Source organism: Patescibacteria group bacterium, assembly GCA_018900835.1.
GTDB lineage: Bacteria > Patescibacteriota > Minisyncoccia > Minisyncoccales > PEYH01 > PEYH01.
The window spans coordinates 50386-74839 of record JAHIFQ010000004.1; the positions used below are offsets into that span (position 1 = coordinate 50386).

A 24454-nucleotide genomic window follows, 5' to 3' on the forward strand; every position below is an offset into this window, starting at 1 on the left:
TGAAAAATAGAAACAAGATATCTCCTTATAATTTCTTGTGATTGATACAATATCATATCTTGATTTTTGTTTCAAGTCCAAATGATTGAAAAGAGACGAGGAATGGGGTAATATTAAAGCAGATATGGAAAAAATACCCCAATTTTTGCAGAAATATTTTTGGGATGTGGAATTTTTAACCCTGGACATAAAAAAGCACTCACAATTTGTTATTGAGAGGATTTTAGAATATGGAGACAAAAAATCAATAAAATGGATGGAAGATAATTTTCCTTCAGAAGAAATTAAAAATACCCTTTCTATTTCCAAAAACCTTTCGCAAAAATCAGCCAATTTTTGGCAGCTTATTTTTGATTTAGATAAGAATAAAATTTTATGCTTGAACAAATCATTTCAAAAAAAACACAAAGCAATCTGGAGATATTAAAAAAATCAGGCCTGATTGCAAATTTTTATCTTGTTGGCGGCACAGGGTTGGCTTTATATTTAAAGCATCGCATTTCTGTTGATTTGGATTTTTTCAGCAAAAAAGAGTTCAACAGCCAATCAATGATTCAGAAGATTAAAAAGTTAGGTAAATTTTCAATCGCAAAAGAATCAGAAAATACTTTGACAGGAGTTTTTAATGACACAAAAATCGCTTTTTTGACATACGATTATCCGCTTCTTTTTCCGTTGAAAAAAATTGGCAATATTAATGTTGCTGACATAAAAGATATCGCTTGTATGAAAATTTCTGCGATTTCTTCCCGTGGAAGCAAGAAGGACTTTATTGATTTATACTTTATTTGCCAGCAGGGCATTTCATTAAAACAGGCATTAGTATTGTTTGAAAAGAAATATAAGAGCATTGATTATAATATGGTGCATATTTTGAAAAGTTTGGTCTTTTTTGATGATGCTCACAATGACCCTATGCCAAAAATGTTAGTTCCCGTTATGTGGGAACAGGTTAAGAGATTTTTTCAAGAAAAAGTAAAAACGAGTCAATGATTTCTTTTATCAGGGGTAAAATAAAAGCAAAAGATGAAGAATTTGTTATTGTTGAAAACAATGATATTGGTTTTAAGGTTTTTGTTTCCCCAAAGACCTTGGAAAAATTAAATATAGGAGAGGTCGGGTTCGACGCGTACAGGGTCGGCTATGCCTATCAGCACTGTGGGTCGGCGTCCGGCTTTCTCCCGCAGTAGCGCTTTGTACTCTTGAGACTTTTGAACCCTTTTGGGGGTTTGATTCCTTGTCTCCGGAGCGAAAAACATGAACGAGGGCTGGCCACACATGGTGGACAGCCCTCCTCCTCTTTTAAAATATGTATAGATTTGATATACTGATAAATGAGTATAGGCTAATGTATAGCAGTTTACGGATTGCTATCGCCGAACTCTCTCTTCAATAAAGAAAGAGAAAAAACAACCAGAATCTTGACGACTACGGTTTTCAAGAGCGAGTTGTCTTGAGGAGATACTGCTTGCTTCTGTCTATGGTAGATGTCCTGAGTTTATTAATGGGCTGCTACCGAATAAAATACAGGAAGAAGTAGAGAAATTAGGGACGTGTAGCATTTTACTTAAATTGTTAAAAATAAATATGAATAATTTTAAAAATTATTTAATAGCACAAATCAAAAAATTAACTAGCAATAAAAAAAATGTATGGATAACTGGCATTGTTATATTAATTTTAATTATTTCAATAGGAGCATGGAAAGTACTGAGCAATAAAACGCCTCTTGATATAAACTCGTCAATTGAAGAAGTATCCTTGGGCACGGATAAGACTGAACACTCTCAAGGCGAAGAAAAAGTAACCTTGGTCACAGATAAGACAGAATATGCTCAAGGTGAAAGCGTGAAAATTGATATTTCTAATTTAACAACGAAAAATATTGAATATAGTCCAAGTTTCTCGCCATGTTGCGGCGGTGTTTTTATAGATAAAAAGAATAGTGAAAATGTATGGAAACGTATTTATACTTCAATTGCTGAGCCACGAATAGGACCATCTTCGTCAGAAGAAAGAATGAATGAGGGCTGGCTCTTGCTAGAACCAAAGATACAAATACAAATAGAATCGGACATGTTGGTACAAGTCGAAGGATCAAGAATTCAAGCTCCAGCTGGCATTTATCGAATTGGATTTAGATGGTATTATTCGTCTTCAGAAGACGGCAATGTGTCTTATTCTAACGAGTTTATGATTGAAGGAGATGAGAAAATGAGTTTTAACAAACAACCAACTGTTTCAACAAATAAATTAGAGTATGTACAAGGCGAAGAAATTATAATAAAAATACACAATCAAGGTACGCCTATTTTTTATCAGCCCAATCTTTGTCAACCAGAGTGTTGCTTTGCTCAAAAAACTATAAATGGAAGATTTAGAGTAGTAGATATATCACCATGCCTATCACCACCCCAAGCTCCACCTGGCGTAGACTTCGAAAGGATTCCTAGCAAGATAGAATCTGGGGAAGAAATTATTGAAATATTAGAAACAAATCCAGAATGGGAAGATGAAATAGAAGTTGGCACCTATAGACTCTTTTTTTATTATTCACGTAACGAAGAAATGCAAGATAGCCATGCTGTATACTCTAACGAGTTTACAATTAGTCAATAGTTATAGCAAATTAGGCAAATTAGAGACGTGTACCATTTTACCCATTTTACTGAATGCGTTCAACAAGGGGAGCTGTTCCAAAAACCCTCTATTCATGAGGGTTTTTGAATCATTTGGCGTAGGATGTTAGAACTTTTTCAATTGGTCCATCCCGCGCAAAACATTATGTCGCCTCCTTGTGTGCGGTTTTTTTACATTGAGCGTGATATAAAGTCAAATTTTGAAAATAATTGTTTGAAAATGATAGCGAGTGGGTAGTTGAAAACAGGCGGGGAATAGGGTAATATTAAACAATGATTTCTTTTATCAGGGGTAAAATAAAAGCAAAAGATGAAGAATTTGTTATTGTTGAAAACAATGATATTGGTTTTAAGGTTTTTGTTTCCCCAAAGACCTTGGAAAAATTAAATATAGGAGAGATAGTAGAGTTTTTTATTTTTTTCGCTATTCGCAATGAAAAGCCGGAATTATACGGGCTTTTGACGCAGGAAGAATTAAGGGTCTTTGAAATTATAGAAAAAGTTTCAGGAATCGGGCCCAAAGGAGCAATGCTTATCGCCTCATTGGGAACATTTGACGAGCTTAAAGAAGCCATAGAAATCCAGGATTTTGGTTTTTTCTCCAAAATTAAAGGAATCGGGAAAAAGAAAATTCAGAAGATTATCTTGGAATTAGGGGGCAGCATAAAAAGAATCGAGGAAATAAAAGATAAAAGTCCGCAACAAGACGAGGCATTCAGGGGCTTGGTAGCATTAGGGTTTTCTCAAAAAGAAGCGAAAGAGGCGTTATCAAATGTGCCAATGGAAGTCAAAGACACGAGTCAAAGAGTCCAACAGGCGTTAAGACAATTCACAAAGAAATGATAAAAAGAATCCTAAAAAAGATTTTTCCGCAATTTCTTCTGAACTGGTATTACCAGTTTTTTCCTCTATTAGGCGCTGTTTTATATAGATTCCCGTCAAGAAAAATAGTGGTGGTTGGAGTGACTGGAACTAATGGAAAATCCACGACAATTCAGCTAATTTCGGATATTCTAAGGCAAGCGGGATTTATGGTTGCTTCGCTTTCTTCAATTCGTTTCCAAATAGGAGATAAAACAAGACAGAATAAACTTAAAATGACAATGCCGGGCCGGCTTAAGATGCATCATTTTTTAAGACAAGCGGTAAATAAAGGATGTCAATACGCTGTGCTGGAGGTAACATCTGAAGGAATCAAGCAGTTTCGTCATAAGTTTATCAATTTTGACGCGGTGATTTTCACCAATTTAGAGAAAGAACATATTGAATCCCATGGTTCATTTGAAAAATATCAACAAGCCAAAGAAAAGTTGTTCCAAGTCCGCGGGATTAAGAGCTCTATAGTTAATTTAGACGACAGGTATGCCAATGGTTTTCTGAAATTTCCAATTGAGGAGAAATGGGGATATATGATAAAGCCAAAAGCCAAAAGCCAAAAACTAGAAACAGAAAGCCAAAAGCCAAAAACAGAAACAAAGGGAATAAATATTGTAAGCGGAGAAGCAATAAGATTATTTGATGACCATTCGGAATTTTCTGTAAAAGGACAGGGATTTTTCATTCCTTTGGTCGGAGAGTTTAATATTTATAACGCTCTGGCAGCTGTTTCTTTCGGGATGTCCCAGGGTATAGATTTAAATGTGATGGCAGAGGCCTTGAAGAAAACAGAATCTATTCCGGGTAGGATGGAATTCGTGATAAAAGAGCCGTTTAAAGTAGTGGTTGATTATGCCCATACGCCTAAAGCTCTTGAAAGCGTATATAAAACGCTTTCTATGGGAAAACAGCAGAACGCAGAAAAGAAATTAATATGTGTTTTAGGTTCTTGCGGGGGCGGTAGGGATAAATGGAAAAGACCGGCTTTCGGGTCTTTAGCAGGCCAATATTGCGATAAGATTATTTTAACCAATGAAGACCCTTATGACGAAGACCCGATTCAAATTATTGAAGAAGTTGAGGCAGGCGTTCCCCAGAGCGCTAATTGCGAGAAGATTTTTGACAGACGAGAGGCGATTAGGAGGGCGCTGTCCTTAGCCAACCCCGGGGACACAGTGGCGATTACAGGCAAAGGGGGCGAGCCCTGGATTTGTGCGGCTGGAGGGAAAAAGATTTCCTGGGATGACAGGCAGGTAGCAAGAGAGGAAATGTAATTTTTGAAATAATTTCTAAATATGGTTAAAGATGCATTCAAAAAAATAGACCAATATTTATGGGAATTACCAGCGTCTTTTAGGCAAGGAATGAGGGTGGGCGTTAGAATCTATTCTTCTGATAAATTATGGGCGCAAATAGAAGAAGAGTCCTTAGAGCAATTGATGAATTGCGCTTTTTTGCCGGGAATTATTGGTTACGCTTTTGGTATGCCTGATATCCATTCTGGTTATGGTCCGCCGATTGGAGGAGTTGGAGCAATGGAGATAAGCCAAGGAGTAATTTCTCCTGGATTTGTAGGGTTTGACGAAAATTGTGGGGTGCGTTTGCTTAAATCGCAACTTAATCAAAAGGAGATTGAGCCATATTTAGAAAAGTTGGCAGACAGAATTGAAAAGGAAATTCCTTCGGGATTGGGCAGAGGCAGAAAAACAAAATTAAGCATTAACCAAATAAATAAAGTGCTTGATAATGGTGTGCCATGGTTAGTAGAGCAGGGTTATGGCGTAGAACAAGATATTGAAAATTGTGAAGAAGGGGGATGTATGCGCGATGCTGATTCCGCATTCGTTTCAGACAGAGCAAAAAATCGCGGGAGAGACCAGCTCGGAACCTTGGGAAGCGGAAATCATTTTTTAGAAATTCAAACAGTGGAAGAAATTTATGACAAACAAGTAGCTGAAACATTTGGATTATTTACCGGACAAATAGTGGCAATGATTCATACTGGTTCGCGGGGTTTGGGACATCAGAATTGTTCTGATTATTTAAAATCTGCTTTACAAGCAATGCCAAAGTATAAGATTAGTGTGCCAGACAAGGAATTGGCTTGCACCCCGTTTAATTCTCCAGAAGGTCAAAATTTTCTGAAAGCAATGTATGCTGTTTGTAATTTTGCTTGGGCAAATAGGCAGATTGTCACCCATTATGCCCGCAAGGCGTTTAAGGAAATAATTGGCAATTCCAATGACCTTGTTCTTTTGTATGATGTGGCTCATAATATTGTTAAAATTGAGGAACACGAAGTTAATGGCGGAATTATGAAGTTAATAGTTCATCGCAAAGGTGCAACAAGAGCTTTCCCAGCTGGGCATTCCGGGATTCCGGAAAGATATAAGTCGGCTGGACAGCCGGTTCTTATCCCTGGTTCTATGGGAACATCTTCTTATGTCTGCGTGGGCACGGAAAAGTCAAAAGAGGCCTGGCATACAGTAAATCACGGGGCAGGGAGAGCAATGTCCAGGCATGCGGCAATTAACCAAATCAGGGGGGAAGATGTTGTTAATCACTTGCAAAAACAGGGAATTTTGGTAAAGTGTCATTCAGCGAGGAATATTGCCGAAGAAGCACCTTTGGCTTATAAAAATATTAATGATGTAGTAGATGTAGTTCAGGGAGCAGGGCTTGCCAGAAAAGTTGCTCGATTGAAACCATTGGCAGTTATAAAGGGAGAATAAAAATTGAAAAATTTTATGAATAAAAAATTAAATAAAAGCGCTCGCAAACATATCCGTCAGGAAAAAGCTCGTATTCGCCGGGGGACTTCAGATATTAGTAAAAGAGAAGATATGATTAAACAGTTGTATGCCAAATTTGATAATACAGCGCAAAAAGAGGTGGCTCCAAAGATATTGAAAAAATCAAAAACTTTAAAAAAACCTAAAACAGTAAAAGTTTCTGAATAATGAAAATACAAGACATTCATGATTTAGCAGTTCAGATGGCTATGACTGCTGACCTCCGAGGCAGAGAGGCAGTAGAAAAGTTTTTAAGCAAAAAACAGCGCGATTATGAAAATTTTTCTGAAAAAGAAAAACAGGACTTTGATTTAGAAATGCTTAAAAATCCATACTCTGATTCTCGCATTTTAAACATATCTGAAGACAAGGAAATAAAAAAGATTTTAATCGGTATAGATATAGACCCGGCCGAGCTTTTGATGGCAAAAGAAATTGGGAATATTGATTTGATTATTTCTCATCATCCATTAGGAAAAGCGTTAGCAACTCTTCATGAAGTAATGAATCTCCAATGCGAAGTTCTTGCCAAATACGGAGTCCCGATAAATATAGCAGAGGGGCTGATGAGAGAGAAAATATCAGAAGTGGCCCGCGGCTTAAACAAGCCAAATTCTCAAAGAACAGTTGACGCAGCTAAGCTTTTGAAATCCAATTTAATCTGTCTCCATACTGTTTGTGATAATTTGGCAGCCGATTTCCTCAAAAAAATTGTTGAAAGCAAAAAACCGGAGACAGTGGGAGAACTGTTGGATATTATAGAAAAAATTCCCGAATATAAATTATCAATCAAAAATGGAATTGGACCCAAGATTTTTGTAGGCAAAAAAGACAGTCATTGCGGAAGAATCGCTTTTACAGAGATTACCGGAGGCACAGAGGGCTCGCCAAAGCTTTATGAAAAAATGGCGCAGGCAGGGGTTGGAACCATTGTAGGAATGCATGTTTCAGAAGAGCATAAAAGAGAAGCGGAATCAGCTCATATTAATATGGTGATAGCCGGACATATGGCTTCCGATTCCCTTGGCGTGAATCTCTTTTTAGACGAATTGGAGAAAAAAGGGATTGAAATCGTGCCTTGCTCCGGCTTGATTAGGGTCTCCCGGAATCAATAATCAATTATGTATGAAAAAATATTTTTCCAAACAAGCGAAAAAAGGAAAAGCAGGTAATACTGCTTTTAGAACTCCATCTCCCTTTATAGGCAGAAAGTGCCAAATAAAACGCAAAATAATCCAAGGAAAGTAAAATCAAGGCAGATTTATTGCAGTTTTTTTATCATATAAGTTTGCTTCAGTCCATATCCTAATTTTCTGTAATAACCCCTCACTCCAACTCCGGATATCACAGCGATATTTTTCAAGCCGAATTCTTTTTTAATAATTCTTTCTGCTTCCTGCATCAATTTTTTACCAAGCCCTCGGTGCTGGGGAGCTTTTATTTTTCGGGATATTGGCACTAATTTTCCGTAAGTGTGAATTTCCCTTACAATGCCTGAATTTTTTAGAACAGGCAAAACAATCTCGCCAGGTATTCTTAACCGCAACAAGCTGTGGAGCAGAGTTCGGTTTTTATTCTCAAAACTTAAAAATATTTCTTTTCCATTAGACGCTTCATAATCAGTTCGGAAAAGATATATTTTTTCTTTTGGATTGTAGTTGTCTTTAACTTCCCTGCACCTAATGCACTTACATTGCCATCCTTGCTGTTTTGATATTTTTTCTATCATCTGCCTTAAATTAGATGTTTTAGTTCCGCCCTGTATTATATATTGGGACGGAATATCCCTAATAATTCTTTGTATCCGACAGTAATATGGGACTGTCTTTTTGATTGCGATTATGATTTCCAAAAGTTGTTTTTCTGTGTAGGGCTTATATTCTCGTTCTTCCCAGATATCATACAAAGGAGCTTCTCTTAATAATGCGCAGGGATATATTTTTAAATAATCAGGCCTAAAATCTGGATTTGAGAAAAGTTGTTCAAACATCTCAACATCCTTGTTCGGGTCAGACCCCAACAGGTTTGGCATCATCTGAAAACAAATTTTAAATCCAGCGTCTTTTAAGAGTTGAGTTGCCTTTATTGTTGCGTCAATATTATGCCCCCTTTTATTTATTTTTAAAATATTGTCATAGATGCTCTGAACTCCGAGCTCAACCCTGGTCATCCCAAGTTCCCTTAATCGTTTTATTTCTTTTTTATCAATAAAGTCCGGTCTTGTTTCAATTGTAATTCCGATTATCCTGTGTCCCGCCTTTTCATTTTCTTTTTGTATTTGTTTTAGGTTTTTATTTTTTGCATGTGGTTTTGGCTTTTGGTTTTTTTGTTTTTGATTGTAGTTGTTCGCTCCCTTAAAACATTCTTTAATAAACCAATTTTGATAATTTTTCGGGTAAAACGACCATGTTCCGCCGATAATTCTTAAATCAATTTTATCTGTTGGGTGGCCGATTGCCTCAAGCGCGCGAATCCGCAATTGAACTTGTTTATATGGGTTATATTCGCATCTAATCGCCCTTGCCACTGCTGGCTCTTCTTTAAGATAGCTTTTCGGCGCATTAGCTTGGGAAGGGCAGTAAATACATTTTCCCGGACAAGGAAATGGTTTTGTAAGGACAGAAACAATAACTATCCCTGAAAGCGACCGGATTTTTTTAATCCGCAAAGCTTCCTCAATTTTCTGGCTTGGCCTTATTCTTTTATCTTTGATTAAGGTGTGATAAGCTTCTAATAATTGGGAGTTTGGAATCATTTTCGCGCTTTTTTTCTTGGAATAAGAACGCTTCAATGAACTCAAAATCTCGGGGCTTAAATCCTTTTCTTTAAAAAGAGCGATAATGATTTCTTTTGCCAATTCCATATTATGAAAAAAGATTTTGCTGAATATTTATTGGATAAGACAAGGCAGGACTATGATGTGATTGCAGATGATTTTGATAAAAAGCGAGATTATATTCCTCCTGATTTTGCGATTTTACAGGACTATATTAATGAAGGAGACAAGATTCTGGATTTAGGATGCGGAAATGGGCGGTTCAAGGAAGTGGTCGGGGATAATGTTGATTATCGCGGAGTTGATGTTTCCGGCGCCTTAATACGAATCGCTAAAGCCAAATATCCAGATGCCAAGTTTTTTGTCAGCAAGCCATTATCTCTGCCTTTTGAGGATAATTTTTTTGACAAAGTATTTTGCTTGGCTGTTTTCCATCATATCCCGTCAAGCGCTATAAGAAAAGAGTTTTTAAAGGAAGTGAGGCGGGTTTTAAGACCAGAAGGCAGGATTGTCTTAACTGTTTGGGATTTAAATGATAACAAGAAAGCGAGACGACTTTTATTAAAATATATTTTGCTTAAATTAATAGGCAGAACAAAGCTTGATTTCAAAGATATTTTTTATCCTTGGAAAAACAGCGCTGGCAAGCTTGTTATAAACAGATATATTCATATTTTTTCAGAAAAGGAGTTGGAAAAGATTATTGAAAGCGCGGGATTTGTAATAAAAGAAAAAGGAATTTTAGAAAGAAGCAAAAAAGGAAAAAACATTTTCATAATCGCCCAAAAATAATTTTGGAAACCAGGTTTCCAAAATGATTTAGTCCCTGTGGTTCAATGGATAAAACACCTCCCTCCGGAGGAGGAAATGGCTGTTCGAATCAGCCCAGGGACACAAGATTCGAACCCTACCCCCGGAGCAATATTTGACACAATCTTTGTAGTTAATATATAATAAAAATATGTTAACCCAAGAAGATATACAAAAAATAGCAGAAGTCTGTGCTACGAAAGAGGATATAAAAGAGATGAGAGAAGATATTAATGGGCTGAGAGAATCAGTACAATTTTTAGTAATTTCCGTAGATGGTTTAGTAAAAGCTATCTCTGATTTGAAGACAGAATATATTAGCATAACTTCTCAAATAGATAGACACGATAAGTGGATTCAATTATTAGCCGAGAAATTAAATCTGAAGTTAGAATATTAGTTAAAGGACCACTATTTTAGTGTTTTTTTATTTTTATGAACGCATAAAATAATTCTAACATCGTCTAATCTGCGGAGCTGATAAAAACAATAGTGAGTGGCAGGGTGGAGTAGATTAGGGAGCAGTCAAAGTTGGTATCTCAAACCACTCTTTTGTGGTCTGCCAGTAGGTTCGAACGTCGTCCGCTTCCCGGAGCCAATGTGTACAGATAGAAGCGAGAGCTTCTGTTTTTTTTAAAAACTGTCACGGATGGAAAAATCTACAAAAATCAATTATTGAAATAATTTAGTTTATTTATTTCTGCTTGCCTTAGTTCTTCCGTTTTCGGTTAGAAATTGTTTTCTTAAACGAATGTTAAGTGGAGTAATTTCTAAGTATTCATCTTGGTTCATAATCCCAATGCCTTTCTCGAGCGTTAGTTTCACTGGAGGCGTTAAAGTAATTGCCTCGTCAGATCCTGAAGCGCGCATATTTGATAATTCTTTCCCTTTTGTTGGATTTACAGTTAAGTCATGTCCCTTCGCCGTGTTTCCAATAACCATTCCTTCATATACCTCTGTGCTCGGCTTAATATATAAAGTTCCTCTATTTTGAAGATTAAAAAGAGAGAACCCAAGAGTTTTTCCGGTTGCCATTGAAATCATTGACCCCATATCATTTTTTTTGATATCTCCAACATAGGGCTTAAATCCTATGATTTGAGCATAAATAATCCCTTCGCCTCTAGTATCAACTATAAATTCATTGCGATATCCAAGTAATCCCCTGACTGGAATCTCAAAAATAATTTTTACATTACTACGCTTGGACATTATTTTAATCATTTTGCCGCATCGACTCGAAAGTTTTTTAATAACAGTTCCAGACATTTCTTTGGGCACAATGATGGTAACCTCTTCAAACGGTTCCAGCTTTATGCCATCTTTTTCTTTGATAATTACATGTGGTTGTGATATTTGCATTTCATAACCTTCGCGACGCATATTTTCAAGCAGGATTGCGATATGCATTTCACCCCTGCCATAGATTTTATAATAATCAAGAGCAGAAAAGTCAATTTTTAAACCAACATTAACCTCTAATTCTTTTATTAATCTTTTTTTAAGTTGGTTATTTGTGACATATTTTCCGTCTTGCCCAGCAAACGGGGAGTTGTTTACCAATAAATTTAACGAGATTGTTGGTTCGTCAATACTAATAGCTGGCAAAGCTTTTTGTTCCACATCCACGCAAATAGTTTCTCCAATAAATATATTAGGAAGACCGGCAATCATTATGATGTCTCCGGTAAAACCTTCTTCAATTTCTTTTCTTTTTAATCCCTCAAAAGTAAACAATTTTGTGATTTTGCCTTCACGAGTTTCACCCTTTATATCTTTAATGATTATATTAGAGTTGTTTTTTATTTTTCCTTCATAAATTCTTCCAATCGCGAGTCGTCCCATAAAGTTATCATAAGCAAGATTAAAGGGTTGCATGCGAAGAGGTTTATTTCTTGCTTTTTCATTGGAAGAGATAGATACTTCTTTCAAAATTGTATCTAGGAGGGGAGTCAAATCTTTAGAATCATCATCTATCCCTATTTTGGCAATGCCATCTCGAGCGATAGCATAAATTGTAGTAAATTCCAGCTGTTCATCGCTTGCTTCTAAATCAAGGAAAAGCTCATAAATCATTTCTTGCACAATATCGGGTCTTGCTGCAGGCTTATCTATTTTATTCAGCACTACAATTGGTTTCAGTCCCAATTCAAGTGATTTTTTCAAAACAAATTTTGTTTGAGGCATTGGGCCTTCTTGGGCGTCAACTACTAAAATGACAGAATCTATAGAACGCAAAACACGCTCAACTTCTGAACCAAAGTCAGCGTGGCCTGGCGTATCCACAATATTTATCTTTGTATTCTTGTAATAAACAGAGGTATTTTTTGAATAGATTGTCATTCCTCTTTCCTTTTCAAGAACATCACTATCCATGCTGTCCCCGATCTCTGACATTCCTGTTTGCCGCATTAATGCGTCAGTAAGGGCTGTCTTGCCGTGGTCAACATGAGCGATAATTGCAATATTTCTTATTTCCATAAAAATTAAAACCGCCTTTATAAAGCGGTAAAACAGCTTTAAATTATGCGAATCTCTATACTTTATTTATACTACAAAATTTTTAAAAGGTCAATCTCTTCCATTTTTTAAAATGGCGTTAACTCTGGTTTTTGACACTATTTTTTATTATAATATACAAATATGGCAAGATTATTAAGAATAACTCTTCCAAAATTAGCTCAATATCCGGAGTAGGAGATAGCTGTTCGAATCAGCCAAGAGACACAACTAAATTAGAGATGTTTATTATTTTTGTTTAAATATGATCATAAGAGAGGTTCGGCCAAAAACCATTTTATCTAAATCCAAAATTTTCCCTTATGTTATTAATCCATATGTTGGCTGTGAGCATAGTTGTTCGTATTGCTATGCTCGTTTTATGAAAAGGTTTACAGGATACAAGGAACCATGGGGCCAATTTGTTGATGTTAAAATTAATGCCCCTGATTTGTTGAGGTCGGAAGTTGGCAGGAAAAAACAAGACAAGGTTTGGATAAGCGGAGTATGCGACCCATATCAGCCAATAGAAGAGAAATACAAGCTTACGCGCCAATGTTTAGAGATATTGGCGTGTGCTGGCTGGCCAGTGGTGATTCAGACAAAATCCCTTTTAGTTTTGCGGGACATGGATATTTTGAAAAAAGGGAAAAATTTTGAGGTTGGTTTCAGTATTGCCACAGCTGATGATAGTGTTAGAAGAATTTTTGAACCTCAAGCCCCTCCAATAAAAGACAGAATTAGGGCGCTTGATAAATTGCATAGCGCTGGCATAAGGACCTATGTTATGATTGCGCCGATACTTCCGGGGACAGTAGGCCTTCCAGAAATGCTCGCAGGAAAAGTTGACTATGCGATAATTGATAGAATGAATTATCATTATGCTGATTGGGTATATTCGAAATACGGATTGGAAAACAAAATGACTGACGACTTTTTTTGCCAGACAGAGCAGAATCTTTCTTCAACATTTGCGAAATTGGGAATCAGTTGTTGAAATACGCTTTATTTACAATGAGTTTGCAACGAGACCCGGCCTCGTTGCGAGTTTGGAAACCAGGTTTCCAAGATGAGGCTTCCAAAATGATAGATACAAAGAATCGCTTTTTGAGCGTATATGTCTAAGAGGTTTATTGAATGACTAGAATAGATTAATAACCCAGCCCCAAATCTTCAAAATATTAAAATCAGGTCAAAACCGTGAAAAACTATCAAAAATCGTATTTTTTCACGGTTTTATTGACAAAAACGTGAAAGAAACTATAATATAGACATATGACTAAAGTATTAAGTGTTTTCAATAAAATAAACTCATTGCGCGAGAGATATTATAAGGCGTCTATTGGAAAAGAGGCGCTTATTAAACTTATCAATGAAGCTGAGATTCCTGAGCAAGTGTATAACTCAAACGCAATTGAGAACAGCGCGCTTACATTGGAAGAAACAGAAAAGATTCTGCTTAAGATTGACCTTGATAGATTTATTAGTGAACGAGAAATATTTGAAGCAAAAAATCTTGCTAATGTGGTTTTATATATAGATAAACGAGCAAAGGAACAAGAAATAAATCTTGATGTTATTTTATTGCTTCATAAAATGCTTATTTCAAATATTCGTGATGATGTTGCGGGCAGATTTCGTAAGTCTGGAGAATATGTGAGAGTGGGAAGCCATATTGCGCCAAGATCAGAGGAAATAATAGAGCGATTAGAAAAGATGTTGATGGAATATAATGCTAGCGGTGATCAAAATATTATTAAACGAATTGCGAGATTGCATCTTGATTTTGAGCACACACATCCTTTCTGTGATGGTAATGGTCGCATAGGAAGAGTTATAAATAATTATCTATTAATACGAGAAGGCTTTGTGCCAATAAATATTAAATTTATTGATAGAAAAAAGTATTATAATGCTTTTAAAGAATTTGATGAGAAAGGCAAAACAGAGATAATGGAAGAGATTGTAGCTAAGGCTCTTACTAATAGTTATTATAAACGATTAGCATACTTGGAGAGCAGGAAGATAATGACACTAATTGATTATGCTAAAGAGAAAAAACTTTCTCATTCAAATCTTATTAATAAAGCTACGCGTCAAACAATAGAAGCTTTTTTGGAAAAAGGAATTTGGAAAATTGGAGCATGATTATGCATTATAAACAAATCATATTTTAATAACCAAACACCAAATCTTTGAAATTCTAAAATCAGGCCGAAACGCCTTCTGCTGGTAGCGGTAATACTTTTTTATTGAATCAATATATTCAACATTCAAATGTCGCAACGAGGCCCGACCTCGTTGTGAGTTTGGAAACCAGGTTTCCAAGATGAGGCTTCCAAAATGATAGATACAAAGAATCGCTTTTTGAGCGATTTTTCTTTATTACATAATGGTTTTTTGGTAGAATAAAGATATGAAAAATAAACGACAATCAATAATCAGCGATTGATGATAGATTATTAATGATTAGTGATTAATAATTAATGATTAGTGATTAATAATTAGTAATTAACAGAACCCAATGATTCCAGAAAAATTAACAAACAGAACGATGAGCCGAACGAAAGTCATTGCCTTGTCAGGCGACCGAGCTATAAGCTCGTCTTTAATTTTATCCAGCGCCGGGTTTTTTGCCCCGCTATTGTTTTCCCATCCGCAATGGTTGATTGGCGCGATAGTCAATGCAATACTTTTTATTTCTGCTGAAAAGCTTAATTTCAAAAAACAGCTGCCAGTTATCATCCTTCCGAGTATCGGCGCTTGGGCGCATGGAGTTATTTTCGGGCCTTCAACGATTTTTCTTTTGTATTTTCTTCCGTTTATTTGGCTAGGAAATGCGGTTTTAGTTAGGGTTATGTGTTTGAAAAAAATCAGTCATTGGCCATTTTTGAGTAGAGCTATAATCGCCTCTGTTCTAAAATCGTTTGTATTATTTTTAGTCGCTTATCTCTATATCGGCTCTCATTTGGTTCCAAAAATATTTTTAACTTCAATGGGCATTATCCAGCTCATCACTGCCATTAGTGGCGGGGTTATCGCTTATTTCGTAATCCATAGCACAACCGCAACAAAAAATGAAAGACATTATTAATCTTATCCGAAAAAATAAATCAGTTGCCTTGCTTGCTCCGTCTTTTCCGATTGATTTCAAATACCCGGATATTATCGGGATGTTGAGGCATCTTGGCTTTGATAAAGTTACAGAGCTTACTTTTGGCGCAAGAATGGTTAATTGGGCCTATGCTCAATATATTAAAGAGCATTCAGAACAAGAATTGTTTATCGCCTCGCCATGCCCGACTGTGGTTGCCCTTATTCAGTCGCAATACCCGGAATTTATGAAGTTTTTAATTCCAGTGGTTTCACCAATGGCTTCAATGGCGAGAATATACAAACAAAGGAATAAGGATTATAAAGTTGTTTTTATATCTCCTTGTTATGCCAAGAAGAATATTGAGGCGCCGAAGTATAAAAAAATAATAGACGCGGTGATTACTTTTGAAGAATTACAACAAATTTTTGACGCAGAAGGGATTGACGAAAAGGACTTTAACAGAAAATACTATTTTGATTCTTTAATCAGAGAATACACAAAAATTTATCCTGTTTCAGGAGGACTGGCTGCCACTTCCCGCATCAGCGAACTTTTTAAGAACAAGGAAATATTGATAACTGATGGCACAGAGAACATTAAGAAAGCGCTTGAAGATATCAAGTCCGGCAAAAAACAATATAGATTTTTAGATATTCTTAATTGTCCTGGGGGATGTATCGGAGGTCCTGCCATTAATAACAAAAAACTATCTACAAGAAAGAAAAGAGATATTATATACGACTATACTCGTAAATCATCGGAGCAAAATATGGGCAAACACCACGGGAAAATTGAGCATGCCGATGATGTTGATTTCAGCGCCAGCCTTTAATATTCCTCTATTGTTTAAGAATAAAAGTGATATAATATATAATATAAAATATTTTTTAACTTTACTTAGAGTCATAATTTTCCCATTTGAATATCGCGAATCATTAATGATTAACTTATGAAATTTTTTAATTTTGTAATCATCCTAATAGTCTCGTTTTTTGTTTTTAATAATGTTATTTTAGCGAAGGAACCATCGAACAATATCTTCTCGTCTTCGTTGGAACAAGGAAATTCTATAGATGAGTCAGCGACTACAGGCGCTGTTGCAATCGTTTCTGGCGTAGCTCAAGATAATAAAAAAGTAGAAATGACTCCTTCTGTCCGGATTATTTCGCCGACAAAAAATAAAAAGTTAGAGAAAGTTGTTGATATCCAAGTTCAAGTGGAAAACGCTCAGGGTGTTGATTTTTATATTCAGCGATTCGATAGCCAGATATTAATATATTTGGGGTCGGGAGCTGTTGCTGACCCTTATGCGGATAAGAAGCTCAATATTTGGCACTATTCTTGGAACACTTTGAATACTCCAAACGGAGAGTATGATTTTTTTGCCGAGATTACAAATATATATGGCAGCTATAAGAGCGAACTAATTTTAGTTAAAGTTGACAATACAATTGAAAAAACCGTGGATTCGTCTTACAAAAAAGAACAAATTGGCAAAATCAGCGAACAACTTCAACAAAAAGAGGAAGCGATAAAAAAGCACACAGATGAGGCAACAAAAGAAATTGTCCAAGAAGTGTCTACTCTGGTCAATACATTAGCCGCAGAAATAGGCGGGGAGAGTGGCGGGGGACAAACAAAAACACAATTAGATAAAGAGATGGGCCTCACGAGCGAAACGATTGATGGAACAATAAAGGACTTGTCTGCCAATATCAAAGAAGAAAAACAAACCAAGCAGGAAATATTAAAAGAGCAAGATAAGAAAATACTGCTTGAAGAACAAATCAATAAAAAAGAGCAAGAAATAAAAGCCCTTGAAGCGGCAGAACCAGTTGAAATTATGAGAGAAAGGATGGAAGAGATTAAACAAGAGAAGAAAGAGATGTTGGAGCAGCAGCAACAGCAAAAAGAGGAGATAGAAAAAGAGGTTCAAGAAAAAGAAAAAAAATTATTAGAAATTGAAGCAGTCAAGAAAGCAAATAAAAATAAAATAATTGAAGAGTCCTTAAAGCCGATAAACAAGATTGGCCAACAGACAGAAAAATTTGAAGATACGGCGATTCGGGTTGAAAGCATGACAACAAAAATTCAAGAGAAAATAGCTAATTTCGAAGAAACTATTGGAAGAGAAGAGGAGACAAGAGCGGCGCTCACCGAGGAAATGATAAGAGACAGCGATGGCGACGGATTACCGGACGCCTTAGAGGTTGAGCTTGGAAGCGACCCATTAAACCCCGACAGCGATGGCGATGGCTATATGGATGGAGAAGAAGCGGCATTAGGGTCTGACATCATGGAGCCATCTAAGAGGAATGAGGTCGTGTATCAAGACCCAAGAAAAGTAAAACCCCAAAAAGCAGATATTTTTACCATTGAGAAAGTAGGCATTAAAAAATCCGAAATAACAAATAAGTCAATTCTCCGCCTTGAAGGCAATGGCCTTCCCAATACCTTTATCTCTATTTATATCTATTCATCCTTGCCTATAATTGTGGTCACTAAAGTGGATGCTAACGGAAGATGGATTTATGAGCTTGATAAGCCATTGGATCCCGGTCAGCATGAGGTTTATGTGGTTTTAACCAATAATCACGGAGAGATAACCGCCAGGTCAGAATCATTTAATTTTATAAAATCCGGAGCCAATATTTTACATTTAATTCCCGAAGTTTGGGCGCAAGAAACAGGTAAAGTGGCAGAAGACATAGCTTCTCCTTACGAAATTCTAAAAAGAAGTTTTATCATTCTTACCTTAGCTATTATTACTTTAGCTATTGGGGTTGCCCTTCTTCTGGTGGGCATTCTAAATAAAAAAGAATTAAAGATGAACATTTCTTCTTTAAGCCCGGCAATCAGAGACAAAAAGAAGGGAAAAATTAAGAAGATTAAGAAATAGAAATTCAGACGCCCTTTCTGGATTTAATCAAACTAAAAAAATGTTCGGCATTTTAATTAAGGGAGCAAAATTCATAAGGAAAAATCCAAGCCTGCTTTTTTCTTTGCTTTTGATTATAGTAATACCAGCTTTGGTATTTTTTATTACTTCTTTTTTGGCAAAATCATTTCAGGACAACATAGACCTTACCTTGCAAAAACAAGCGATAATGATTCAAGATGTTTTATCTCCTTATGTGCTTGAGCATTATAGTCAACCGGAAATATTACAAGAAAGATTAAAATATTTAGCCGAAAATAATTCTGACCTTAAAAAAATTAGGGTTTTCGTTCCGGCTGAAGGAGACAATTTTAGAATAGTCGCTTCTAATTTAGAAGAAGAAAAAGACGAAGAAATATCCGAAACCCCCCTTACTCTTGCCTGGCACAAAGACCAGGCTATCGCTTTTTTAAGTCGGGAAGAAGGCATAAGGTTTTGGAATGTTATAAGTCCCGCCTATAATAACGCCCAGGAGAAAATTGGAATGACGGGCATCGCATTGTCTTTAAAAGAGGCCGACGATTTGGTTACTCAAGGGCTGCAGAAGGCCTATATTTTTGTAACTATTGCTATTATTTTGATTTTGAGCTTGATTATACATCATACTCGCCTTTTTCAATATGTAAGCTTATTTAGGAAGTTGAGCGAGATAGACAGAGCTAAAGACAGCTTTATGAATATGACAGTTCATGAATTGCGTTCGCCAGTGGTAAATATAAGAAATTATATATTAGAACTCAAAAAAGGAATCTTTCATCTATTGAGTAGTGAGCAGAAGCTTGATTTAAATAGAATAGAACTTTCGGTTAACCGTTTTGATAATCTGATTTCAGATGTCTTAAATGTTATACAGATTGAACAGGGCAGACTATCTTTTGATTCAGAAGTCGTTTTACCCTGGCAACTTATCAATGAAGTGGTGGAAGAATTAAGATTTAAGATCGCTAAGAAGGGCTTAAAAATTAATTTTATTCAACCGGGTACAGTGGACAAAATTATGGTCAACCCTAATCGCTTCAAGGAAGTAATCTATAATCTTCTTGATAATGCCATTAAATATACTCCCAAGGGCGAGATAAACATAATTACGGAAATAAATTCTTCCAAGGGGAAGTTTTATATTACAATCGCCGATACTGGTCTAGGAATTTCTGCTGAAGATAGCATTCATCTCTTTGAAAGATTTTATAGAGTGAAGAATCGGGAAACAGCTGATATAGAGGGAACTGGCTTGGGATTATGGATCGTAAAGCAAATTTGCGCAAAGATGGATGGGAAAATTTTATTAGAAAGCATTAAGGGTGTTGGCTCGAAATTTGTTTTAATTTTCCCGTTGGTGAAAAGTTGATAATGCCTTATAAGGTATATGACGAAGGTTACGCCATAATCTTGGCAGACACATAGGACTACAAAACAGACTTTTTTTGCTATAATGATTTAAAGAGAAAAAAGGTCGGGTTAGAGTTAATCATTTATTAGTGATTAGTGATTAGTGATAAATAATTAATAATTTTTAAACATGCCAGAAGAAGAAATTGAAGGAAAATTAATAGGTAAAATCATTCATTTTTTTGATAAAATTCAAGTTGCGGTGATTGAGCTTGTTGGTCCCTTGAAAACAGGAGACACGATTAGAATTGTCGGTGGCGATACGGACTTTGAACAAACAGTGGAATCGATACAGGTTGACCATAAAGAAATAAAAAAAGCCAAAAAAGGCGATGAGGTCGGATTAAAGATTGCTGAAAAAGCAAGGGACGGCTATCGCGTTTATAAAGTTTAAGAAATTTAAATAAAGATTTTCTCAAAAATGACAGCTTTTTGGAAAGCGTTAACTGTTTTTGTTAGCACAATTATAGGGGTAGGCATATTCGGTTTGCCATGGGTCGCTGCTAAAAGCGGATTTTTTGTTTTATTAGGGTATTTTTTAATATTGGGAACAGTGGCGATTCTTGTCCATTTGATTTTGGGAGAGATTGTGGTCGGAACAAAAGAGGAACGCCGATTTCCGGGCTATGTTAAACAATATTTAGGCAAAAGATGGGGCACAGTTTCTTTTATTGCTATGTGCGCTGGGCTTTTTGGCGCGCAACTTGCCTATTTGGTTGTTGGAGGCGGATTTTTAGCCAATATTTTGAGCCCTTATCTCGGCGGAAGTGTTTTAATTTATGTTTTATTTTTTTTCGCCATCGGAAGCTTGTTAATCTACAGAGGCATCAAGAGTATTTGTTTGACAGAATTTCTGATTCTTATTCTTTTCTTGGGTATCCTCGTCTTCTTTGTCGTTAGGGCGCTGCCATATATCAATCCAGTTAATTTTTTACAAGTTGACCTTAAATATATTTTCCTGCCTTATGGGGTAATCGTCTTTTCTTTGTGGGGTTCGGCTATTTTACCAGAAGTTAAAGAGATTCTGGGGAAAAGGAAAAAGGACCTAAGAAAAGTCATTATATCAGGCATAATTATTTCAGCCATCGTTTACCTTATTTTTATTATTGCGATAATGGGAGTTAGCGGACAAGGAACTTCTGAAGATGCGATTTCCGGATTTGGTTCAATTGTTGGTGGGAATGTTTCAAGAATAGGATTTATTTTCGGACTACTCACTTGTTTTAGCTCTTATTTGATGCTTGGGCTCACTTTAAAAAAGATTTTTTGGTATGACATGAAGATGTCAGAAAAAACCTCTTGGACAGTTGCTTCTTTCGTGCCAATGGCCATGTTTCTTTTCGGGGCAAGGGAGTTTATTAATATAATCGGCTTTACCGGCGCGCTCGCAGGCGGCGTAGAGGGCTTTACTCTTATTTTCCTCTACAGGAGTTTTGTGAAAAAGAAAAAAGTAGGCAAAAAAATGAATCCCCTCTATTTTCTGTTAGCTATATTTTTCGTTTTAGGAATGGTTGCAGAAATTTCTCATTTTTTCCGTGGATAATTATAGATATTTTTAAAAAGGTTATTGTTTTTATGGCCTTTTTTATTTTTGGATAAATAGCTTGACAGGATGTTTTTAATGATTAAAATTAAAATGTGGCGGAAAATCCATTAAAGCTCATAAGAGCAAAAGATATGGACTTAGAAAGAGAAATTTATCTCACAAAAGAAGGACTAAATAAGCTTGAGCAAGAATACGAGGAACTCAAGGCCTTGAAAAGTCAAAGGACAAAAGAAGATGCCCCCACAACAGCAGCTTCTTTAGAAGTTGATTCTGAATATTTAGCATTTCAGGATGATTTGAATTTGTTAGAATCGAGAATCGCTGACCTGGAAACCATTTTAAAGAATTATAAACTAATAACACCGCCCAGCAAGGGCGTTCATAGGGAGGTCTTATTAGGCACGACAGTCATTGTGGAAGTGGAGGGGCAAGAAGATGAATTTACGATAGTCGGTTCATTAGAGGCAAATCCTATGCTTGGCAAAATCAGTAATGAATCGCCTGTTGGCAGAGCGCTTTTGGGCAGAAGAACAGGGGAAGAGGTGAGAGTCCAATCAGCAGTTGTGACTATTTATAAAATTAAGAAAATTACATATAGGATTTAGAATTAAACGCAAAAGAGGGCTATGCCCTCTTTTAAAATCCAATGAGTTCGTTGCTTGACTTTTTTATAAAACTCGGGAAATTAAAAATCAATGGAAGGAAGGGTTGGGTTCTTTGTGGCATAGAAGACCCGGCAGCAACCGCTGACCATATTTTTAGGTCAGCTATTCTGGGTTGGGTTTTGAACAGTATGAATAAGAAAAAAGAGTTAAGCGATGCCAAAATCATTAAGAGTATTTTAATTCACCACTTGCCAGATATCTATATCGGCGAAGAGACCCCCTATGATTCTTTGCTCCCGAAAGATATAAATCCCCAAAAAGACCAGGACTTAATTAAAGAAATACTTAAGAAATTTCCGCAGGGTTCAACTGGATTAGAGAAAAAGAGAGCTGTTCAGAGGCAGAAACTTGAAGAGAAAACATTTCATAGGATTGTGGTAAAATTGCCAAATGAAATTAAAAAAGAACTGGGGGACTTATGGTTAGAGTTAAATAAAAGAAGGACGAAATTGAGCAAATTCACATGGGAATCAGCCAAACTGGAAAGCTATCTTCAGTCCTTGGAATATTGGAGAAAAGAGGGAAAGGTTCAATATAAATTATGGAATAAATGGGTTAAAAAGAATCTAAAAGAGTCCTTTATAATAAAATTTCGGAAAGAAATAGATAGGAATTTAATAGATAAGCGCAGAAAATGTGAAAAAGACGCTTTGTGCGAAATGGTCCATTTTTTAAAGGAGGTTGGTAAATTAAAATCTTTGAAAAGGACAGGATGGGTTTTGGCTCAAGCCAAGAGACCGGAAAGTGTTGCTCAACATACTTTTCAAATGACAATAATGAGTTGGGTGCTTGGGAAAATGAAAGGATTAGATACTGACAGAATCGTTAAAATTGCTTTAGCCCATGATTTGTGTGAGGTTTATGCCGGCGACCAATCGCCGTATGACCCAATACTCGTTCCAAATTTAAGCAAAGAAGAGGTTCTTAAAATAGTTAGGAAACCAGCCAGAGTGCCGCATTCCCAACGGTTAGTATGGTTATTGCAAAAAAAGGAAAAAGAATGGAAGGCAGTTGTTAAGTTGACATCTTTGTTGCCAAAAGAGTTAAGGGAAGAAATAATAAATTTATGGTTAGATATTGAGGAGGGGACAACCAAAGAAGGTAGATTTGTAGCGCAAGTAGATAAGATGGTCAATCTTTTTCAGGCCATTGAGTATTGGAAAAAGGACAAAAGCTTTCCGATTTTGCCATGGTGGATATTGATAAAAGAGCGAGTTGATGACCCGATTTTGTTAAGATTTGTTGACGAATTGGATAAAGAGTTTGCCATAGCAACTAAGGTATCTGAGAGAGATAAGAAATCCAAGAAAACCAAGAGTCCAAAGAAAAAATAATTTTATGTTTAAATTTTTTTTAAAGCCCTGTTAGGGGCTTTTCGCTTTTTCTGTGACAAGAAGATGTGATAAAATGGATTTAATATGATTAACCAGGAATTAGCAAATATCTTATACGAAATCGGATATTTTCTTGAAATGGAAGAAGCTGCTTTCAGGCCCCAGGCATATGAGAAAGCAGCGATTGTTTTGGAAAGTACAGGACAGAGTGTGCGTGATATTTATAACAAGGGAGGGATAAAGGCGCTTGTTGCGATGCCTGGCATAGGAGAAAGTATCGCGAAAAAAATTGAAGAATATCTTAAAACAGGAAAAATTGAATATTATGAGAAATGGAAGAAAAAAGTGCCGGTTGATATTGAGGGGCTGATGGCAGTGGAGGGGGTGGGCCCAAAAACAATTCGAGTTTTATACGAAGAACTCGGGGTTACTGAAAGGAAAGAGTTGGAAAGGGCTGCCATGAACCATAAAATCTCTCCCCTCTTTGGATTTGGCGAGAAAAAGGAACAAAATATATTGCAAAGCATTGCCCTTTTGAAATCAAAAAAAGAGAGATTCCCGTTTGAAAGGATTTTTCCGACAGCAAGAGATATTAAAACAAGGTTAAACTCTTTGAAAGAGGTAAAGAAAGTTGATTTGGCTGGTTCTTTGCGCCGAAGAGAGGACACAATTGGCGATATTGATATTTTAGCAATGACTTTGCATCCAGAAAAAGTAGTGTCTTTTTTTGTTAATCTTCCAGAGGTGGTGAAAATTTGGGGCAAAGGCAAGACCAAGGCCTCTGTCCACTTGAAATATGGCATAGATGCGGACTTAAGGGTTATTCCGGAAATCAGCTATGGCGCTGCGCTTCAGTATTTTACTGGCTCAAAAGAGCATAATGTGGCTTTGAGGAAAATAGCTATTGAAAAAGGGATGAAGCTTAACGAATACGGACTTTACAAAGGAAAAAAAAGAGTGGCTGGAGAGAAAGAAAAAGATATTTATTTAGCCCTTGGCATCAAATGGGTTATTCCTGAATTAAGGAAGGGCAAGGGAGAAATTAAATTTTTAGTTAGCAAAAATTAGCGTTTAATATATAATTTTGTTATCA

24 protein-coding genes and 1 tRNA gene are annotated in these 24454 nt (G+C 36.3%); 23 read left to right on the top strand and 2 right to left on the bottom strand.

The window, feature by feature from the left end:
• Nucleotides 1–124: 124 nt before the first annotated feature.
• From KJ562_00565 to KJ562_00605, 9 genes are all read left to right on the top strand, one after another.
• Nucleotides 125–427, top strand: coding sequence for a hypothetical protein (locus KJ562_00565; protein ID MBU3964218.1), 303 nt, complete (start codon nt 125–127; stop codon nt 425–427).
• Nucleotides 376–993, top strand: coding sequence for a nucleotidyl transferase AbiEii/AbiGii toxin family protein (locus KJ562_00570; protein ID MBU3964219.1), 618 nt, complete (start codon nt 376–378; stop codon nt 991–993). The genes KJ562_00565 and KJ562_00570 overlap by 52 nt, the downstream gene beginning before the upstream one ends.
• Entirely contained in the window at nt 990–1190 is a 201-nt protein-coding gene (locus KJ562_00575; GenBank protein MBU3964220.1) for a hypothetical protein, read from the top strand. Before KJ562_00570 ends, KJ562_00575 begins: the two co-directional genes overlap by 4 nt.
• 397 nt (nt 1191–1587) lie before the next feature.
• Complete coding sequence (locus tag KJ562_00580; protein ID MBU3964221.1) at nt 1588–2619, top strand: hypothetical protein; 1032 nt, start codon at nt 1588–1590, stop codon at nt 2617–2619.
• A gap of 293 nt (nt 2620–2912) precedes the next feature.
• Nucleotides 2913–3482 carry a Holliday junction branch migration protein RuvA gene (gene ruvA, locus KJ562_00585; GenBank protein ID MBU3964222.1) on the top strand — a complete coding sequence of 190 codons (570 nt, stop codon included), beginning with the start codon at nt 2913–2915 and terminating at the stop codon, nt 3480–3482.
• Nucleotides 3479–4789, top strand: coding sequence for a UDP-N-acetylmuramoyl-L-alanyl-D-glutamate--2,6-diaminopimelate ligase (locus KJ562_00590; protein ID MBU3964223.1), 1311 nt, complete (start codon nt 3479–3481; stop codon nt 4787–4789). The genes ruvA and KJ562_00590 overlap by 4 nt, the downstream gene beginning before the upstream one ends.
• Nucleotides 4790–4810: 21 nt before the next feature.
• The gene (locus KJ562_00595; GenBank protein ID MBU3964224.1) at nt 4811–6247 is read left to right on the top strand and encodes an RtcB family protein; all 1437 of its coding nucleotides are present in this window, start codon (nt 4811–4813) and stop codon (nt 6245–6247) included.
• Nucleotides 6248–6262: 15 nt separating this feature from the next.
• The gene (locus tag KJ562_00600; protein ID MBU3964225.1) at nt 6263–6475 is read left to right on the top strand and encodes a hypothetical protein; all 213 of its coding nucleotides are present in this window, start codon (nt 6263–6265) and stop codon (nt 6473–6475) included.
• Entirely contained in the window at nt 6475–7422 is a 948-nt protein-coding gene (locus KJ562_00605; GenBank protein MBU3964226.1) for a Nif3-like dinuclear metal center hexameric protein, read from the top strand. The genes KJ562_00600 and KJ562_00605 overlap by 1 nt, the downstream gene beginning before the upstream one ends.
• A 146-nt stretch (nt 7423–7568) precedes the next feature.
• Here KJ562_00605 and KJ562_00610 read toward each other — a convergent pair whose 3' ends face one another.
• Nucleotides 7569–9170 (bottom strand): tRNA uridine(34) 5-carboxymethylaminomethyl modification radical SAM/GNAT enzyme Elp3, encoded by a 1602-nt coding sequence (locus KJ562_00610; protein MBU3964227.1) that lies wholly within the window; start codon nt 9168–9170, stop codon nt 7569–7571.
• Between the two features lie 3 nt (nt 9171–9173).
• On the opposite strand from KJ562_00610, the gene KJ562_00615 reads away from it, so the two are divergent.
• From KJ562_00615 to KJ562_00625, 3 genes are all read left to right on the top strand, one after another.
• Nucleotides 9174–9875: a class I SAM-dependent methyltransferase gene (locus tag KJ562_00615; GenBank protein ID MBU3964228.1), complete on the top strand. Its 702-nt coding sequence runs from the start codon at nt 9174–9176 to the stop codon at nt 9873–9875.
• 30 nt (nt 9876–9905) lie between these two features.
• Nucleotides 9906–9977 (top strand) — tRNA-Arg (locus KJ562_00620).
• Between the two features lie 67 nt (nt 9978–10044).
• Nucleotides 10045–10293, top strand: coding sequence for a hypothetical protein (locus tag KJ562_00625; protein MBU3964229.1), 249 nt, complete (start codon nt 10045–10047; stop codon nt 10291–10293).
• 290 nt (nt 10294–10583) lie between these two features.
• Here the strand turns inward: KJ562_00625 and typA are convergent, their stop codons facing one another.
• Nucleotides 10584–12374 (bottom strand): translational GTPase TypA, encoded by a 1791-nt coding sequence (gene typA / locus KJ562_00630; GenBank protein ID MBU3964230.1) that lies wholly within the window; start codon nt 12372–12374, stop codon nt 10584–10586.
• 283 nt (nt 12375–12657) lie between these two features.
• On the opposite strand from typA, the gene KJ562_00635 reads away from it, so the two are divergent.
• From KJ562_00635 to KJ562_00685, 11 genes are all read left to right on the top strand, one after another.
• The gene (locus tag KJ562_00635) at nt 12658–13389 is read left to right on the top strand and encodes a radical SAM protein (GenBank protein MBU3964231.1); all 732 of its coding nucleotides are present in this window, start codon (nt 12658–12660) and stop codon (nt 13387–13389) included.
• Between the two features lie 278 nt (nt 13390–13667).
• Nucleotides 13668–14540, top strand: coding sequence for a Fic family protein (locus tag KJ562_00640; protein ID MBU3964232.1), 873 nt, complete (start codon nt 13668–13670; stop codon nt 14538–14540).
• Nucleotides 14541–14916: 376 nt separating this feature from the next.
• Nucleotides 14917–15486 (top strand): hypothetical protein, encoded by a 570-nt coding sequence (locus tag KJ562_00645; GenBank protein ID MBU3964233.1) that lies wholly within the window; start codon nt 14917–14919, stop codon nt 15484–15486.
• The gene (locus KJ562_00650; protein MBU3964234.1) at nt 15470–16321 is read left to right on the top strand and encodes a hypothetical protein; all 852 of its coding nucleotides are present in this window, start codon (nt 15470–15472) and stop codon (nt 16319–16321) included. Before KJ562_00645 ends, KJ562_00650 begins: the two co-directional genes overlap by 17 nt.
• A 117-nt stretch (nt 16322–16438) precedes the next feature.
• On the top strand, nt 16439–18388 hold the full coding sequence (locus KJ562_00655; GenBank protein MBU3964235.1) for a hypothetical protein: 1950 nt from the start codon (nt 16439–16441) through the stop codon (nt 18386–18388).
• Between the two features lie 40 nt (nt 18389–18428).
• Nucleotides 18429–19775 carry a HAMP domain-containing histidine kinase gene (locus KJ562_00660; protein MBU3964236.1) on the top strand — a complete coding sequence of 449 codons (1347 nt, stop codon included), beginning with the start codon at nt 18429–18431 and terminating at the stop codon, nt 19773–19775.
• A 171-nt stretch (nt 19776–19946) separates the two neighbouring features.
• Entirely contained in the window at nt 19947–20210 is a 264-nt protein-coding gene (locus tag KJ562_00665; GenBank protein ID MBU3964237.1) for a hypothetical protein, read from the top strand.
• A 27-nt stretch (nt 20211–20237) separates the two neighbouring features.
• Nucleotides 20238–21359 (top strand): amino acid permease, encoded by a 1122-nt coding sequence (locus KJ562_00670; GenBank protein MBU3964238.1) that lies wholly within the window; start codon nt 20238–20240, stop codon nt 21357–21359.
• A gap of 95 nt (nt 21360–21454) precedes the next feature.
• Entirely contained in the window at nt 21455–21967 is a 513-nt protein-coding gene (locus KJ562_00675; protein ID MBU3964239.1) for a GreA/GreB family elongation factor, read from the top strand.
• 41 nt (nt 21968–22008) lie between these two features.
• On the top strand, nt 22009–23361 hold the full coding sequence (locus KJ562_00680) for an HD domain-containing protein (GenBank protein MBU3964240.1): 1353 nt from the start codon (nt 22009–22011) through the stop codon (nt 23359–23361).
• Nucleotides 23362–23445: 84 nt separating this feature from the next.
• Nucleotides 23446–24429, top strand: a complete 984-nt coding sequence (locus tag KJ562_00685; protein MBU3964241.1) for a hypothetical protein — start codon at nt 23446–23448, stop codon at nt 24427–24429.
• Nucleotides 24430–24454: the final 25 nt, after the last annotated feature.